This window comes from Variovorax sp. EL159 (assembly GCF_900100965.1).
Lineage (GTDB): Bacteria > Pseudomonadota > Gammaproteobacteria > Burkholderiales > Burkholderiaceae_C > Variovorax.
The window spans coordinates 106343-122039 of the sequence record NZ_FMUJ01000009.1; the positions used below are offsets into that span (position 1 = coordinate 106343).

Annotated in this window: 15 protein-coding genes; all 15 read left to right on the plus strand. The window is 67.9% G+C overall.

All coding sequences use genetic code 11. The features are described from left to right. Positions 1-8: 8 nt before the first annotated feature. From BLQ28_RS29500 to BLQ28_RS29570, 15 genes are read left to right on the plus strand one after another with little or no spacing between them, the layout of a single operon-like run. The gene (locus BLQ28_RS29500; RefSeq protein ID WP_093246884.1) at positions 9-557 is read left to right on the plus strand and encodes a cupin domain-containing protein; all 549 of its coding nucleotides are present in this window, start codon (positions 9-11) and stop codon (positions 555-557) included. Between the two features lie 7 nt (positions 558-564). Beyond that, on the plus strand, positions 565-1437 hold the full coding sequence (locus tag BLQ28_RS29505; RefSeq protein ID WP_093246885.1) for an alpha/beta fold hydrolase: 873 nt from the start codon (positions 565-567) through the stop codon (positions 1435-1437). Between the two features lie 39 nt (positions 1438-1476). Further along, complete coding sequence (locus BLQ28_RS29510) at positions 1477-2310, plus strand: IclR family transcriptional regulator (RefSeq protein ID WP_093246886.1); 834 nt, start codon at positions 1477-1479, stop codon at positions 2308-2310. A 4-nt stretch (positions 2311-2314) separates the two neighbouring features. Next, positions 2315-3151: an SDR family oxidoreductase gene (locus BLQ28_RS29515; protein ID WP_371126719.1), complete on the plus strand. Its 837-nt coding sequence runs from the start codon at positions 2315-2317 to the stop codon at positions 3149-3151. Continuing rightward, a complete protein-coding gene (locus BLQ28_RS29520) occupies positions 3144-4847 on the plus strand; it encodes a thiamine pyrophosphate-binding protein (protein WP_093246887.1) in 1704 nt (567 codons plus the stop codon). The genes BLQ28_RS29515 and BLQ28_RS29520 overlap by 8 nt, the downstream gene beginning before the upstream one ends. A 20-nt stretch (positions 4848-4867) precedes the next feature. Continuing rightward, positions 4868-5665, plus strand: a complete 798-nt coding sequence (locus BLQ28_RS29525) for an aspartate dehydrogenase (protein ID WP_093246888.1) — start codon at positions 4868-4870, stop codon at positions 5663-5665. Positions 5666-5683: 18 nt separating this feature from the next. Next, positions 5684-7159 (plus strand): aldehyde dehydrogenase, encoded by a 1476-nt coding sequence (locus BLQ28_RS29530; protein ID WP_093246889.1) that lies wholly within the window; start codon positions 5684-5686, stop codon positions 7157-7159. A gap of 13 nt (positions 7160-7172) precedes the next feature. Further along, entirely contained in the window at positions 7173-8144 is a 972-nt protein-coding gene (locus BLQ28_RS29535) for a VOC family protein (protein WP_093246890.1), read from the plus strand. 15 nt (positions 8145-8159) lie between these two features. After that, complete coding sequence (locus tag BLQ28_RS29540; RefSeq protein ID WP_093246891.1) at positions 8160-9155, plus strand: Bug family tripartite tricarboxylate transporter substrate binding protein; 996 nt, start codon at positions 8160-8162, stop codon at positions 9153-9155. Positions 9156-9188: 33 nt separating this feature from the next. Continuing rightward, positions 9189-10355, plus strand: a complete 1167-nt coding sequence (locus tag BLQ28_RS29545) for an FAD-dependent monooxygenase (RefSeq protein ID WP_093246892.1) — start codon at positions 9189-9191, stop codon at positions 10353-10355. Between the two features lie 32 nt (positions 10356-10387). Continuing rightward, positions 10388-10609, plus strand: a complete 222-nt coding sequence (locus tag BLQ28_RS29550) for a recombinase-like helix-turn-helix domain-containing protein (RefSeq protein ID WP_093246893.1) — start codon at positions 10388-10390, stop codon at positions 10607-10609. 12 nt (positions 10610-10621) lie between these two features. Next, on the plus strand, positions 10622-11677 hold the full coding sequence (locus tag BLQ28_RS29555; protein ID WP_093246894.1) for an aromatic ring-hydroxylating oxygenase subunit alpha: 1056 nt from the start codon (positions 10622-10624) through the stop codon (positions 11675-11677). A gap of 17 nt (positions 11678-11694) precedes the next feature. Further along, positions 11695-12663, plus strand: coding sequence for a PDR/VanB family oxidoreductase (locus tag BLQ28_RS29560; protein WP_093246895.1), 969 nt, complete (start codon positions 11695-11697; stop codon positions 12661-12663). A gap of 45 nt (positions 12664-12708) precedes the next feature. After that, on the plus strand, positions 12709-13815 hold the full coding sequence (locus BLQ28_RS29565; RefSeq protein WP_093246896.1) for a porin: 1107 nt from the start codon (positions 12709-12711) through the stop codon (positions 13813-13815). Positions 13816-13853: 38 nt separating this feature from the next. Then, positions 13854-15170, plus strand: coding sequence for an MFS transporter (locus BLQ28_RS29570; protein WP_093246897.1), 1317 nt, complete (start codon positions 13854-13856; stop codon positions 15168-15170). Positions 15171-15697: the final 527 nt, after the last annotated feature.

Here is a 15697-nt window from a genome sequence, read left to right on the forward strand (position 1 = left end):
TGACCCCCATGAGCGATTTGTCCGAACAGCAGAAGATCAACGATGCGGCTGGCACCACGCTGGCGCAGCCCGAAGGCAGCAGCCTTGCCGAGTGGATGAACACCCGCATCGCGCGCTACGAAACCCGCAAGTACGACTGGGACGCGCTGAAGTTCCAGGCCGACTTCGACCCCAAGTTCCGCCGCGCGCAGATGCGCTACGTGGGCACCGGCGGCACCGGCGTGGCGAAAGACGTCAACACCGTGCCCGCCGAGCACTTCACTTTCTCGACCATGGTGATCCCGGCCGGCCACGAAGGCCCGCCGCACTTGCACACCGACGTGGAAGAAGTGTTCTTCCTGATCCGCGGCAAGCTGAAGGTCGTGATCGAGAAAGACGGCGAGCGCTTCGAAACCATCATGACCGACCGCGACCTCATCTCGGTGCCGCCGGGCGTGTACCGGGAAGAGATCAACATCGGCGACGAAGACGCGCTGATGTGCGTGATGCTCGGCGCCAAGAAGCCGGTGACGCCGACCTATCCGGCCGATCACCCGCTCGCCAAGATCAAGCGCTGAGCACGGCATGAGCGACGCGATGGCCACCGACGCACAGGCGCTGCCCGCTTCCGAGCTGGCATTGCTCGACGCACTCTTTCCGGCGCGCTCGGTGCCGGTCGGCGGCGGCGCCGTGGTGTCGGTGCGCGAGCGCGGCACGGGCCCGGCCATCGTGTGCCTGCACGGCATCGGCTCGGGCGCGGCCTCGTGGCTCAACGTCGCGCTGCTGCTCGCACCGCAGGCCCGCCTGATCGCGTGGGATGCACCGGGCTATGGTGCATCGACGCCGCTCGCGTCCACCACGCCAAGTGCGGCCGACTACGCCGGGCGGCTGCATGCCCTGCTCGATGCGCTCGACGTGCGATCGTGCGTGCTCGTCGGCCATTCGCTCGGCGCGCTCACCGCCGGCGCTGTCGCGCGCAGAGGCTCGGCTTTGGCTTCGCGCATCCGCCGCCTCGTGCTGATCAGCCCAGCCGCGGGCTACGGTGCCGCGTCGCGCGCCGAAGCCCGCGCCAAGGTGCATGCCGAGCGGCTTGCCACGCTCGACGAACTGGGCATCGCCGGCATGGCCGCGAAGCGCTCGGGCCGTCTCGTGTCCGACGGCGCCAGCGAACTCGCGCGCCAATGGGTGCGCTGGAACATGGCGCGCCTGAACGACGGCGGCTATCGCCAGGCCGTCGAGCTGCTGTGCAACGGCGACCTGCTGGCCGACCTGCCGCCCGCCATGCCGGTGCGCGTGGCCTGTGGCACGCTCGATGTCGTCACCACGCCAGAGGCCTGCACCCAGGTCGCGCAACGCTGCGGGGTGGCGCTCGAACCCATCGAAGGCGCGGGTCACGCCAGCTACGTGGAACAGCCGCAGGCCGTTGCCGCGCTGCTGCGCGAAACGCTCGCCGCCTGACCGGGTACCCGGAACAACCAACACCAACAACCAACGACCATGGCCAACGACAACGAAGTGATGGAAGAGGGCGCCGACCGCTACAACGTGCCCGCGCTCGAACGCGGCCTGCGCGTGCTGTGCGAGTTCAGCCGCGAAAGCCGCACGCTCTCCGCGCCCGAGCTGGCGCGCCGCTTCGACCTGCCGCGCTCGACCGTGTTCCGCCTGCTCACCACGCTGGAGAACATGGGCTTTCTGGAACGCGCCGAAGGCGGCCGCGACTACCGGCTCGGCCTTGCGGTGCTGCGCCTGGGCTTCGAGTACCTCGCGTCGCTCGAACTCACGCAACTCGGTACGCCGCTGCTCAACCGCCTGTGCGACGAGCTGCGCACGCCCTGCAATCTCGTGGTGCGCGACGGCCGCTCGATCGTCTACGTCGCCAAGGTCGCACCGCCCACGCCGTTCGCCAGCTCGGTCACCGTGGGCACGCGCCTGCCGGCCCACGCTACGGTGCTGGGCCGCGTGCTGCTCGAAGACCTCACGCTGCCGCAGCTGCGCGCGCTCTACCCCGAAGACAAGCTCGAGACCTTCTCGCCGAGCACGCCCAAGACCGTGAACGAACTCTTCGACATGGTGCAGGCCGACCGTTCGCGTGGCTATGTGCTGGGCGAAGGCTTCTTCGAGTCGAACATCTCCAGCATCGCAGCACCGGTGCGCGACCACAGCGGCCACATCGTGGCGGCACTGGGCGCAACCATCACCTCGGGCCACATCGAAGAAAACCGCATGGACGAGATGGTGCTGCGCGTGCGCAGCACGGCCGAAGAAATCTCGGGCCTGCTGAACTATTCGCCTGCACGCGCCAGCAAGGTGGTGCCGCTTCGCAGCGCCTGAAGTCATGACGATGCACGCACCTTCTTCCTTCTTTGCCGCCGACGCGCTGGCCGGCCGCGTGGCCGTGGTCACGGGCGGTTCGTCGGGCATTGGCCTGGCCACCGTCGAGCTGCTGCTCGGCTGCGGCGCTGCCGTTGCACTGTGCGGCCGCAATGCCGAACGGCTGGACGACGCCGTGTCGGACCTGAGCGCGCGGCATCCCGGTGCGAAGCTCTTCGCACAGCCTTGCGACGTGCTCGACGGCGCATCGGTCAGGGCCTTCGCGGCCGCCAGCGAGGCCGCGCTCGGCCCGGCCTCGATGCTCGTCAACAACGCAGGGCAGGGCCGCGTCTCGACCTTCGCCAACACCGACGACGCAGCCTGGACCGAAGAGCTGAACCTGAAGTTCTTCTCCGTCATCAACCCCACGCGTGCCTTCCTGCCGCAGCTCGCGGCGCAACGCGCGGCGCTGGGCGATGCCGCCATCGTCTGCGCCAACTCGCTGCTGGCGCGCCAGCCCGAGCCGCACATGGTCGCCACCTCGGCCGCACGCGCGGGCCTGTTGAACCTCGTGCGTTCGATGGCCACCGAGTTCGCGCCGCAGGGCGTGCGCGTCAACGGCATCCTGATCGGGCTGGTCGAGTCGGGCCAGTGGCGCCGCCGCTTCGAGGCGCGCGAAGACAAGTCGCAGGACTGGTCCGCCTGGAGCGGCCAGCTCGCGCAGAACAAACACATCCCGCTGGGTCGCCTGGGGCTTCCGACCGAAGCCGCGCGCGCGATCCTTTTCCTCGCTTCGCCCCTCGCGTCCTACACGACGGGCAGTCACATCGATATCTCCGGAGGCCTGTCGCGCCATGCATGAACCCACGAACAACAACACGGTCACGGTCGGCGCGGTCGTCGCGGCCTTTCTCGAGCAGTGCGGCGTCAAGGCGGCGTTCGGCGTGATCTCGATCCACAACATGCCGATCCTCGATGCATTCGCGCAGCGCGGCATGGTGCGCTTCATCTCCTCGCGCGGCGAGGCGGGCGCGGGCAACATGGCCGACGCCTATGCGCGCTCCACCGCCAGCCTGGGCGTGTGCATCACCAGCACCGGCCCGGCGGCGGGCAACATCGCGGGCAGCCTGGTCGAGGCCTTGACCGCCGGCGCACCGCTGCTGCACATCACCGGACAGATCGAGACGCCGTACCTGGACAAGGGCATGTCGTACATCCACGAGGCACCCGACCAGCTGACGATGCTCAAGGCGGTGTCGAAGGCGGCGCTGCGCGTGCGCAGCGTGGAGACGGCGCTCGGCACGCTCAAGCGCGCGGTGCAGCTCGCGCTGACGGCCCCCACGGGCCCGGTGAGCGTGGAGATTCCGATCGACATCCAGTCGGCGCTCATGACGATGCCCGCCGACCTGTCGCCGCTGCTCATCGAGCGGCCCGTGCCATCGGCCGCCGCGCTCGACGCGCTCGCCGCGCGCCTGGTGACTGCCAAGCGCCCGCTGTTGTGGATCGGCGGCGGCGCACGCCACGCCCGCAGTGCGATCCAGCGCCTGCAGAAGCTCGGCTTCGGCGTGGTCACCACCACGCAGGGCCGCGGCACCGTGCCCGAAGACGATGCGGGCTCGCTTGGCGCCTACAACATCCAGAAGCCGGTCGAGGCCTTCTATCAGACCTGCGACGCGATGCTGGTGGTGGGCTCGCGCCTGCGCGGCAACGAAACGCTCAAGTACGAACTGAAGCTGCCGCGTCCGCTGTATCGCATCGACGCCGATGCTGCCGTTGAAGGCCGCTGCTACGCCTCCGAAGCGTTCGTCTGCGGCGACTCGGCACTCGCGCTCGAAGGCCTTGCCGATCGCCTCGAGGCAATGGGCTACCGCGCCGACGCGCAACTGCTGGTCGACTTGCGTGCCGCGCACGACCAGGCCGTGGCAACGCTGCGCGACGGCCTCGGCCCGTACGCCGAACTCGTGCGCCGCATCCAGTCGGCGGCGGGCCGCAATTTCAACTGGGTGCGCGACGTCACCGTCTCCAACAGCACCTGGGGCAACCGCGAGCTGCGCATCTTCGAGCCCAGCGCCGGCGTGCATGCCACGGGCGGCGGCATCGGGCAGGGCATGCCGATGGCGATCGGTGCGGCCATCGGCGCGGCGGTCACCGGCTCGGGCCGCAAGACCTTCTGCCTGGCCGGCGACGGCGGCTTCATCCTGAACCTGGGCGAGCTGGCCTGCATGGTGCAGGAGAAGGCGCCCATGGTGATCGTGCTGATGAACGACAAGAGCTATGGCGTCATCAAGAACATCCAGGACGCGCAGTACGGCGGCCGCCAGTGCTACGCCGAGCTGCACACGCCCGACTACGACCTGCTGTGCAAGTCGATCGCGCTGCCCCACGCTTGCGTGAAAGACCTGGCCGACCTGCCGACGCGGCTGGGCGAGGCACTGTCCACCGACGGCCCGTTCCTGCTGGAGATCGACATGCTCTCCATCGGTGGCTTCAAGACCAGCTTCGCCGGCCCGCCGACCAACACGGTCACGCAGATCCCCGCGCTCGGCACGGCCAAGTGACAGCGCGCAAGGCCTCTTCCATGACCGCCATCACACGCATCGCACTCGTCGGCTGCGGCGCCATCGGCACCGCGGTGCTCGAACTGCTCCGGGGCGATCCGGCCCTTCGGGTGACGGTCATCGTCGTGCCCGCCGAAGGCATCGCCGCGGCACAGCAGGCCGTGCCCGGCGCGCAGGTCCTGAGCACGGTGCCCGTTGCCGGCATCGACCTCGTGGTCGAGACGGCCGGCCACGCGGCCATCGAAGAGCACGTGCTGCCGGCACTCGCACGCGGCACGCCCTGCGTGGTTGCCTCGGTCGGCGCGCTGTCGGCCACAGGGCTTGCCGAAAAGCTCGAAGCCGCCGCCGTCGCGGGCCGCACGCAGGTGCAGCTGATCCCCGGCGCCATCGGCGGCATCGATGCGCTGGCCGCCGCCCGCATCGGCGGCCTGGGCAGCGTGCGCTACACCGGCCGCAAGCCGCCGAAGGCCTGGAAGGGCACGCCGGCCGAGCAGGGCCGCGACCTCGATGCGCTGGCGCATGAAGCCGTGATCTTCGAAGGCAGCGCGCGCGAAGCCGCCTTGCTGTACCCGAAGAACGCGAACGTCGCGGCCACCGTGTCGCTCGCGGGTCTCGGGCTCGACAAGACGCTGGTGCGCCTGATCGCCGACCCCGCCACCGCCGAGAACGTGCACACGGTCGAAGCCGAAGGCGCCTTCGGCAGCTTCGCGCTGACCATGCGCAACAAGCCGCTCGCGGCCAACCCCAAGACCTCTGCGCTCACCGTCTACAGCGCGGTGCGTGCTCTGCGCAACCGGGCCGCGGCCCTGGTCATCTGAGCTGCTTTCTTCACTACCATGATTTCTTCTGAACTCCTTCCGATCTGCATTGCCGGCGAATGGCGCCTGGGCGGCGGCGATGTGTATGAAAGCCTGTACCCGGCCACGGGCGAGCCCATCGCACGTCTGAAAGCAGCAAGCCTTGCCGATGTCGAGGAAGCCATCACGCGCGCCGACCACGCCTTCCGCACCAGCGGCTGGGCGCAACGCCTGCCGCACGAACGCGCGGCCGTGCTGCATCGCGTGGCGCAGCTGATCCGCGAAGAAAGCGAATCGCTCGCGCAGAAGCAGCGCCTGGACAACGGCAAGCCCATCAACGAAACGCGCAACCTCGTGGCGAGCGCTGCGGGCACTTTCCAGTTCTTCGCCGCTGCGCTGGAGACGCTCGAAGAAACCATCACCCCGTCGCGCGGTGCGTTCGTCACGATGAGCGTGCACGAGCCCATGGGCGTGGTCGCGGCCATCACGCCGTGGAACTCACCGATTGCGAGCGAAGCGCAAAAGCTCGCGCCCGCGCTGGCGGCCGGCAATGCAGTGGTCGTCAAGCCCGCTGAGGTCACGCCGCTCATGGCGCTGGAACTCGCGCGCATCTGCGAGAAGGCCGGCGTGCCCAAGGGCATCGTCAGCGTGCTGCCGGGCAAGGGCTCGGTGATCGGCGACGCGATCACCAAGCATCCGCTGGTCAAGCGCGTGTCGTTCACCGGTGGCACCACCACCGGCAAGCACATCGCCCACATCGCGGCCGACAAGATGATGCCGGTGTCGCTGGAGCTGGGCGGCAAGTCGCCGACCATGGTGCTGGACGACGCCGACCTCGACCATGCGGTGAACGGCGTGCTCTACGGCATCTTCAGTTCGTCGGGCGAGTCGTGCATCGCGGGCTCGCGCCTGTTCGTGGCGCGCGGCATCTACGACGAGTTCCTCACGCGGCTGGCCGAAGGCGCCAACGCACTGCGCGTGGGCGACCCGGCTTCGGAGCAGACGCAGATGGGCCCGCTCATCACGGCCAAGCACCGCGAGGGCATCGAGCGCTATGTGGACCTCGGCGTGTCCGAAGGCGGCCGGATTCGCACGGGCGGCGTACGCCCGCGCGGCGACGGCTATGACCGTGGCTACTTCTACAAGCCGACCATCATCGAAGGCCTGGGCAACAGCGCACGCATCAGCCAGGAAGAGATTTTCGGCCCGGTGCTGGTCGCGATGCCTTTCGACGACGAAGCCTCGCTGATCGCGCAGGCCAACGACAGCGTGTACGCGCTGGCCGCCGGCATCTGGAGCCGCGACTTCAAGCGCGCCTGGAAGCTCGGCCGCGCGGTGCAGGCCGGCACGGTCTGGGTCAACACCTACAAGCAGTTCTCGGTCTCCACGCCCTTCGGCGGCTGGCGCGACAGCGGCCTGGGCCGCGAGAAGGGCCGCGAGGGCATCTTCCAGTACATGGAGCAAAAGAGCATGTACTGGGGCACGAATGAACAACCGCTCCCGTGGGCGAACTGAACAGGACACCACCATGAGCGTTCTCGGCATCGACCAGATCACCTACGGGGCAGACGACCTGCCCACCTGCCGCCGTTTCTTCGAAGACTGGGGCCTCGCGCTGAAGTCGGAAGCGGCCGACGAACTCGTCTTCGAATGCCTCAATGGCTGCAAGGTGGTCGTCGCGGCATGGGACAAGCCGGGCCTGCCGCCCGCGATGGAAGAAGGCCCGACGCTGCGCGAAGTGGTGTGGGGCGTCGAAAGCAATGCGGACCTCGACTGCTACGCCGCCGCCATCGCACACGACACGGGCTTCTTCGACAGCACGGTCGATGGCGCGCGCCGCATCGGCTGCATCGATCCCAACGGCCTCGCCGTGCGTCTGCAGGTCAGCCGCAAGCACGCCGTGGACGTCGATTGCGGCGCCATGAACACCTGGAACGCCAAGCCTCGCATCAACCAGGCCGCGCCGATCTACGACCACGCGACGCCCATCGAAGTGGGCCATGTGGTGTTCTTCGTCAACGACGTGAAAAGCACCAGTGCTTTCTATGCGGAGCGCTTCGGCTTCATCGCGTCCGACAGCTACCCGAACCGCGGCGCCTTCATGCGCTGCGCGGCCGAGGGCGGGCACCACGACCTGTTCCTGCTGCAGATTCCTTCGGGCAAGCGCGGGCTGAACCACGTGGCCTTTACCGTGCGCGACATCCACGAAGTCTTCGGCGGTGGCCTGCACTTCTCGCGCCGTGGCTGGGAAACGCAGCTCGGCCCGGGCCGTCATCCGGTGTCGTCGGCGTACTTCTGGTATTTCAAGAACCCGGCCGGCGGCCTCATCGAGTACTACGCCGACGAAGACCAGCTCACCGCCGACTGGCAACCGCGCGAGTTCGAGCCCGGCCCGACGGTGTTCGCCGAATGGGCCGTCGATGGCGGCCTCGACGGCAACACCCGCCGCCAGAAGAACGCCGAAGGCCCGAAAGGCGCGTTCCTTACCGAAAAGAAATAAGTCCCTCGATCCGTCATGCAACCACGTCTTTCTTTCTCTCTCCTGTTTGCCGCGCTCGCGGCGTTCACGCTCGGCACGACCGCGCATGCGCAGCAAAGCGATGCCCAGAAGCAACTGGCCAGCGAGCGCTTCACCATCATTTCGCCGTTCCCGCCCGGCGGGCCGGTCGACACGCTGGCACGCATCCTGTCGGACGGCCTGGCCCGGCGCTACGGCCAGCCGGCCGTGGTCGACAACCAGGTCGGCGCGGCCGGCAACATCGGCATGGAGAAGGTCAAGCGCGCCAAGGGCGACGGCCACACGCTGCTGGTGATCCCGGCGGGCAACGTGACCATCAATCCGACGCTGATGCCGAACTTTCCGTTCAACATGGACAAGGACTTCGTGCCCGTCACCATGCTGGCCAAGGCGCCCAACGTGCTGGTGGCCTCGCCGGCGTCGGGCATCAAGAACGCGAAGGACCTGGTGGCGAAGGCCAAGGCCAAGCCGAACACGCTGTCGTATGCCTCGCCCGGCGTGGGCAGCGGCCTGCACCTGGCGGGCGAGTTGTTCAAGCAGCAGGCCGGCATCGACATGCTGCACGTGCCCTACAAGGGCACGCCGCCCGCACTGAACGACGTGCTCGGTGGCTCGGTGCCGCTGATGTTCAGCAACCTGCCCGCGACGCTGCCGTTCCTCAAGCAGGGCAAGCTGGTCGCCATCGGCGTGACCGAGGCCAAGCGCAGCGCCGCCGCGCCCGACATTCCCACGCTGGCGGAGCAGGGCATCCAGGGCGTGACCGTGACCTCGTGGTACGGCCTGATGGCGCCGAAGGGCACACCGCCCGCCGTGGTCGAGCAGCTCGCGAAAGACGCGGCCGACATGCTCGCGCAGCCCGACGTGCGCGAACGCCTCAAGCTGCAGGGCATGACCGATGCGGCCATGAAGCCCGCCGAGTTCACCACCTACATCCACGATGAGACGGCCGTGTGGGCCAAGATCATCAAGGCCCGCAACATCGTCGCCGAGTAAGCGCCGGCAACCACGACAGGGAGGAGACAACCCATGAAGACCAGCGAATCCACCATCGGCATCGTCGGCGCGGGCATCGGCGGCCTCGTGGCTGCCATCGCGCTGCGGCGCGCGGGCCACGACGTGGTCGTGTTCGAGCAGGCGAAGCAGTTCGCCCGCGTCGGAGCCGACATCAACCTCACGCCCAATGCCGTGCGCGCGCTCGACGGCCTCGGCGTGGGCGAGGCGGCCCGCGTGACGGCGGCGCGCCCGTCGCACCGCATCAGCCGCACCTACGACACCGGCGAGGAAACCTCGCGCCTCGAAATGGCCGACTCGGCGGAGCAGCGCTACGGCGCGCCGCAGCTCACCATCCACCGCGCCGACCTGCTGGCTGCATTGGCCGACATGTTCCCGGCCGGGCAGGTCGCGCTCGGCAAGCGCGCGGAGAAGATCGAGGCGGACGACAAGGGCGTGAGCCTCTCGTTCGCCGATGGCACCCACGCCCGCGTCGGCGTGCTGCTCGGTGCCGACGGCATCCACTCGTGCGTGCGCACCGCGATGTTCGGCGCCGAGAGCCCGCGCTTCACCGGCATCGTGGCCTACCGCGCCGTGGTGCCTGCCGAGCGCGTGGCCGGCGTGCCCAACCTGGGCGCCTTCACCAAGTGGTGGGGCCCGAACCCGCAGAGCCAGATCGTCACCTTCCCACTCAATCGCGGCAAGGACATCTTCATCTTCGCCACCACGCCGCAAGACAGCTGGCACCTCGAGTCGTGGACCGCGCCGGGCAGCGTTGACGAACTGCGCGAGCAGTACGTGGCCTACCACCCCGAGGCACGCGCGCTGCTCGACGCCTGCGACACGGTGCTCAAGACCGCGCTGTACGAGCGCGATCCGATGCCCGCCTGGGCCGCCGGCCGCATGGCGCTGCTGGGCGATGCCGCGCACCCGATGCTGCCGTTCATGGCGCAGGGCGCGGGCATGGCGATCGAAGACGCGGTCGTGCTGTCGCGCCATCTCGAAGGCGTCGCAATGACCGATGCCGCCGATGCACTCCAGCGCTACGAGCAGGCCCGCATCGAGCGTGCGAGCCAGGTGCAACTCGGCTCGCGCGGCAACAACTGGCTGCGCGAAGGCGGCAACGCCGACTGGGTCTACGGCTACGACGCCTGGGCCGTGCCGCTCGGCGCGCCCGCCACGGCGACCGCCGCTACCGCCTGATTCCATTTCACCTCACCCCACGGAGGCACACGATGCAACAAGACCGCTATCTCCAACCGCACCAGGCGCGCCAGCGCCCCGCGACCACCTACGAAGACCTGCTGGGCGACGTGATCGAACGCGCCTTCGCCGATGGCATCCACGACCTGGCCGCCCTGGTGCAACGCCTGAACGACAGCGGCCTGGCCACGCCCGGCGGCCAGCCCTGGACCGAGGCGCTGTACCGCAAGGAGATGGCCGCGCTGGCCGCCTGAGAGGAATCCATCATGACCATCGCCATCCAACCCGTTCCCGCAGACCCGGTCGATCACCTTCTGGAGATCGGACTGAAAGACCTCTGGTATCCCATCTGCCCCTCGCACTTCATCAAGGAGAACCCCGTCTCCCTGCGCCGCCTGGGCCGCAAGCTGGCGCTGTGGCGCGACGGCGAAGGCGTGCTGCATGCGCTGGAAGACCGCTGCCCGCATCGCGGTGCGCCGCTGTCGCAGGGCGTGATCCTGGGCGACCGGCTCTCGTGCCCGTACCACGGCGTCGAGGTGCGGCATGACGGCGTCGTCACGCGCGTGCCCGGCAGCCCGGGTTGCAAGCTCGAAGGCTCGCAGGCCACGCGGCACTTCCATGTGCAGGAGCGCGCGGGTGCGGTGTTTCTCTACAACTCGAAGGAGCCGGTGGACGTTGCGCCGCCGCTGGTGCTGCCCGAGCAACTGACGGACGACGCCGAGTACAGCAGCTTCCTTTGCTACACCGAGTGGAAGGGCGACTACCGCTACGTGCTCGACAACGTGATGGACCCGATGCACGGCACGTACCTGCACAAGCAGTCGCATTCGATGGCCGAGGGCGACTCGAGCGCGAAGTTCGGCATCCGTGCGACCGACATCGGCTTCGTGTTCGAGAAGGAAGGCCAGCGCAACGTGAACTTCGACTGGACCGAATGGGCCGACACCGGCATCCACTGGATGCGGCTTGAGATTCCGTACCCGAAGACGGGCGGCCCCGGCGGCAACTTCATCATCATCGGCGCCTTCTCGCCCATCGTGAAGGGCATGACGGCCACCTTCTTCTGGCGCGTGCGCAAGCTGCAGCCGGGCTGGCAGCGCGACACCTGGCGCTTTCTCTACAAGAACCGCCTGGAGGCGCGCCACTGGCATGTGCTGGAGCAAGACCGCGTGATGCTCGAAGAGATGGAGGCCGACGCCAACCAGCACGAGAACCTCTACCAGCACGACCTGGGCATCGTTCGCCTGCGCCGCCACATGCGCAACCTGGCGCAGGCGCAGCTGGCCGAAGCGTCCAAGGCAGCCGAGGCCGCCACGGCCTGATCGGGGAAGCGATCGCCATGTCTTCTCCCACGCTCAACGCCCTCGTGCACACCATGCGCTACGAGGCCGACGGCATCGTGAGCGTCGAGTTCCGGCCGGCCACGCCCGCCGTGGACTTTCCGGCCTTCGAGGCCGGCTCCCACATCGACCTGCACCTGCCCAACGGGTTGGTGCGCAGCTACTCGCTGTGCAACCCGGCCAGCGACCGTCAACGCTACGTGGTCGGCGTGCTCAACGACCGCAAGAGCCGGGGCGGCTCGCGCTATGTGCACCAGCAGTTGCGCGTGGGCATGACGCTGCCGATCTCGGCGCCGCGCAATAACTTCAAGCTGGAAGAGGGCGCCGACCGCTCGGTGCTCGTGGCCGGCGGCATCGGCGTGACGCCCATCTGGTGCATGCTGCAGCGGCTCGTGGCGGTCGGAAAGCCCGTCGAAATTCTCTACTGCGCACGCACCCGCAAAGAAGCAGCCTTCTGCGATGCCATCGAAGCGCTGGCCGCTGAAAAGTCGGTGCAGATCACCTGGCACTTCGACGACGAGAAGGGCGCGCCGCCCGACCTCGCGAAGCTGCTGGCCGGCAAGGGCGCGGCCAGCCACTACTACTGCTGCGGCCCGACGCCGATGCTCGATGCCTTCGAGAAAAGCTGCGAGCAGCTCGGTTATGCCAACGCGCACATCGAGCGCTTTGCCGCCGTGCACGTCGAGGCGCCGAGCGCCACGCAGGGCTGTGTCGTGCAGTGCGCCAAGAGCGGCAAGAGCGTCGAGGTGCCGGCCGGCAAGTCGATTCTCGACAGCCTGATCGACGCGGGCCTCAACCCCGACCACAGCTGCAAGGAAGGCGTGTGCGGCGCCTGTGAAACAGCGGTTCTCGAAGGCGAAGTCGAGCACCACGACGGCATCCTCACCAAGATCGAACGTGCGTCCAACAAGACCATGATGATCTGCGTCTCTCGCTGCAAGGGCGAGCGACTGGTGCTGGACATCTGAGGCCTTCACACCCGACGGCAAGAAAAAAAACCAACCGAGACATCCATGAAAAGTTACTTGATCGCGCTGGCTGCGGCCAGCACGGCTGGCGGAGCGCTGGCCCAGTCTTCCCTCACGCTCTTCGGCGTGGTCGATGCGGCCGTCACCTACACGCGCGGCAGCGGTGCCGGTTCGGGCAGCAAGCTGCAGTTGAGCAACAGCGGCAACATGTTCAGCCGCTTCGGTTTTCGCGGCACCGAAGACCTGGGTGGCGGGCTGTCGGCCAACTTCTGGCTCGAGATGGGGCTGCAGAACGACACCGGCACCGGCTTTCCGTCGAACTCGAACAACCAGGCCAGCGGCAACGGCCCCGCCGGCTCGCTCAGCTTCAACCGCCGCTCGACGGTGAGCCTGGCCGGCCCGTTCGGCGAAGTTCGCCTGGGCCGCGACTACGTGCCGGCGTTCTGGAACACGGCGATCTTCGATCCCTTCGGCACGGGCAGCGGCATCGGCGCCAACCAGATCTACTTCTCGGGCCTGGGTGGCCTCGTGGCCCCCACGGGCACGCGCGCATCGAACAGCGTGGGCTACCTGCTGCCGGCCGAGCTGGGCGGCTTTTACGGGCAGGTGATGTACGCGATGGGCGAGAACGACTCGACCTCGGTGCTGCCGGGCACGCTGGTGTCAAACCGGCACGACGGCGATCACACGGGCCTGCGCTTCGGCTACCAGGGCGGCGGGTTCAACGTGGCCATTGCCACCGGCCGCACGCGCTACGCCAGCGGCGACCTGCGCGTGACCAACCTCGGTGCCTCCTATACCTTCGGACCGTCGCTCATGAACCTCAAGCTCACGAGCGAGCTGTACACCGAGTCGAAGGGCGCGACCGATGGCAAGGGAGCGCTCATCGGCTTCCACCTGCCCATCGGCCCCGGCGAGATCAAGGGCTCGTATGCGCGCTACAAGCTGCAGCCGGCCGGCGCGCTGTTGAACCCCACGTCGTCGAAGCTGGCCATCGGCTACGTGCACAACCTCTCGAAGCGCACCGCGCTGTACGCGACCATCGCGCGCATCAGCAACCGGAACGGCGCCACGCAGGCGCTGTCGGGCGCCACCACGCTGCCGAACCGCGCCTCCAGCGGTGCCGAGTTCGGCATGCGCCACATGTTCTAGGCGCATCCGCGCATCACCCAACCCGCGGCAGGAGAACCATGCAGAGCAAGAACTTTCGTTGGTACGGCGTCATCACGCTGTTCGTGATCGTCGCGATCTCCTATGTGGACCGCATCAACATCGCGGTGCTCATCACCGACCCCGCGTTCCTGAACCACGTGGGCATCGCGCCCACCGACCGCGTGAGCCAGGGCTTCCTGGCGACGGCCTTCATGCTGGGCTATGGCGTGTCGGCCTTCGTGCTCACGCCGTTCTGCTCGACGCTGTTCGGCGTGCGGCGCAGCCTGATCTACGGGCTGGTGCTGTGGGGCGTGGTGACCTGGGCCTCGCCCATGTTCCACAGCTACGGCATGCTGCTGGCCTCGCGCATCCTGCTGGGCGTGTCCGAAGGGCCGCTGTTCTCGCTGGCCTCGTCCTACATCAAGGCGCACTTCCAGAGCCACGAGAACGGCAAGCCCAATGCCATCGTCAACATGGGCACGGGGCTGGGCCTGGCCATCGGCTATCCGCTGGTCGGCTACCTGCTCACGCAGTTCGCATGGGACAGCTCGTTCCACGTGCTGGGCGTGCTGAACATCGCGCTCGGCATTCCGCTGGTGCTGGCCTTCGTGCGCATGCCGCCCGCGCATGCCGACGGCGTGCGGCCGTCGTCGTTCGGCGATGCGATGGCGCGCGTGGGCAACATCGTGCGCGGCGCGCTGCAGACGCGACACCTGTTCCTCATCACGCTGCTGACCTCGGCGGCGTTGGCGTACCTCTGGGGCAGCAGCAACTGGCTGCCCACCTACCTGCGCGAGGCGCGTGGCTTCTCGATGCGCGAGATGGGCTGGCTGGCCTCGGCACCGCAATACGCCACCGTGCTCGCGGTGTTCGCGGGCGGCCTGCTCATCGACAAGCTGGGGCGCGAGCGCGTGCCGTTCATCTTCATGGGCGCAAGCGTGGGCGTGGCGCTGTCGGTGCTGATGGCCATCAACGCGCACAACCCCTACGTGGCAGCCTCTTGCCTCGTGGCCGCCAATTTCTTCTGGGGGCTGCAGAGCCCGGCGATTCCGAGCACGGTGCAGCATTGCGCGCGGCCCGAGCACACGGCCAGTGCGTTCGGCGTGACCAACGGCGCCGGCAGTTTGGTGGCGGGCTTCATGCCTGCGCTGATGGGCGGCGTGATCACCGCGGTGTCGCATGGCACCGGCGCGGCAGGTGCGGCGGTATCGCCGGCCGCATCGGCAGCGGGCTTCTTCGCGGGCTTCGCACTGTTGATCGGAACGCAGCTGGTGGTGTTCGGATGCGGGCTCCTGCTGTGGCTTCGCGAGCGTTCGCGCAGCGCGGTTGCAGTTTCGGGTTCACAACTTTCGTAGCTCTGGCAGCCACACGAACCTTCGTACTGTGGCAGCGGTGTCACAGCCATCACGCTCGAAATCTGTCATCTGCGTGAGCATGTGTTGCAGCGGCTGAACCATCTTCGTATCGCACGAGATGCGTTGCACGCCATGACTCCATTCGGTCTATCGCGCGCGAACATTTTGAGAAAGAAAAGTTCCGCAAGTCGTTGAGCCGTCGCATTCGTTCAGATAAAACTGAGCGCACCTAATGGACGGGGGAATGCGCGTGACACCAACGAGAAGAGCCGCGAAGAATCTTGCCATTGCCACCACGGCACGTACGCTTTCTGCCTCGCAGAAGCGAATCGCGCCGGTGCGTGGACGCTGAAGGCGCATCACCAGCCCCCAGGCCACCCCCGCATCCCATCCACCCCGCGCATCGACGGGAATGGAACACATCACCCCTCGCATCCTGGGGCCGCCCGCATCGATTGCGGCGCGGCCTGGCGTGGCACGTCCGTGCCGTGCCGGGCCGATGAAAAACCGTGGCGTCTTCGTGTTGT

Bases quoted from the DNA above. Each gene is read 5' to 3' on its own strand.
- BLQ28_RS29545 (WP_093246892.1), top strand. From the start codon at position 9,189: ATGAAGACCAGCGAATCCACCATCGGCATCGTCGGCGCGGGCATCGGC.
- BLQ28_RS29540 (WP_093246891.1), top strand. From the start codon at position 8,160: ATGCAACCACGTCTTTCTTTCTCTCTCCTGTTTGCCGCGCTCGCGGCG.
- BLQ28_RS29505 (WP_093246885.1), top strand. From the start codon at position 565: ATGAGCGACGCGATGGCCACCGACGCACAGGCGCTGCCCGCTTCCGAG.
- BLQ28_RS29500 (WP_093246884.1), top strand. From the start codon at position 9: ATGAGCGATTTGTCCGAACAGCAGAAGATCAACGATGCGGCTGGCACC.
- BLQ28_RS29525 (WP_093246888.1), top strand. From the start codon at position 4,868: ATGACCGCCATCACACGCATCGCACTCGTCGGCTGCGGCGCCATCGGC.
- BLQ28_RS29510 (WP_093246886.1), top strand. From the start codon at position 1,477: ATGGCCAACGACAACGAAGTGATGGAAGAGGGCGCCGACCGCTACAAC.
- BLQ28_RS29535 (WP_093246890.1), top strand. From the start codon at position 7,173: ATGAGCGTTCTCGGCATCGACCAGATCACCTACGGGGCAGACGACCTG.
- BLQ28_RS29530 (WP_093246889.1), top strand. From the start codon at position 5,684: ATGATTTCTTCTGAACTCCTTCCGATCTGCATTGCCGGCGAATGGCGC.
- BLQ28_RS29555 (WP_093246894.1), top strand. From the start codon at position 10,622: ATGACCATCGCCATCCAACCCGTTCCCGCAGACCCGGTCGATCACCTT.
- BLQ28_RS29565 (WP_093246896.1), top strand. From the start codon at position 12,709: ATGAAAAGTTACTTGATCGCGCTGGCTGCGGCCAGCACGGCTGGCGGA.
- BLQ28_RS29520 (WP_093246887.1), top strand. From the start codon at position 3,144: ATGCATGAACCCACGAACAACAACACGGTCACGGTCGGCGCGGTCGTC.
- BLQ28_RS29550 (WP_093246893.1), top strand. From the start codon at position 10,388: ATGCAACAAGACCGCTATCTCCAACCGCACCAGGCGCGCCAGCGCCCC.
- BLQ28_RS29515 (WP_371126719.1), top strand. From the start codon at position 2,315: ATGACGATGCACGCACCTTCTTCCTTCTTTGCCGCCGACGCGCTGGCC.
- BLQ28_RS29570 (WP_093246897.1), top strand. From the start codon at position 13,854: ATGCAGAGCAAGAACTTTCGTTGGTACGGCGTCATCACGCTGTTCGTG.
- BLQ28_RS29560 (WP_093246895.1), top strand. From the start codon at position 11,695: ATGTCTTCTCCCACGCTCAACGCCCTCGTGCACACCATGCGCTACGAG.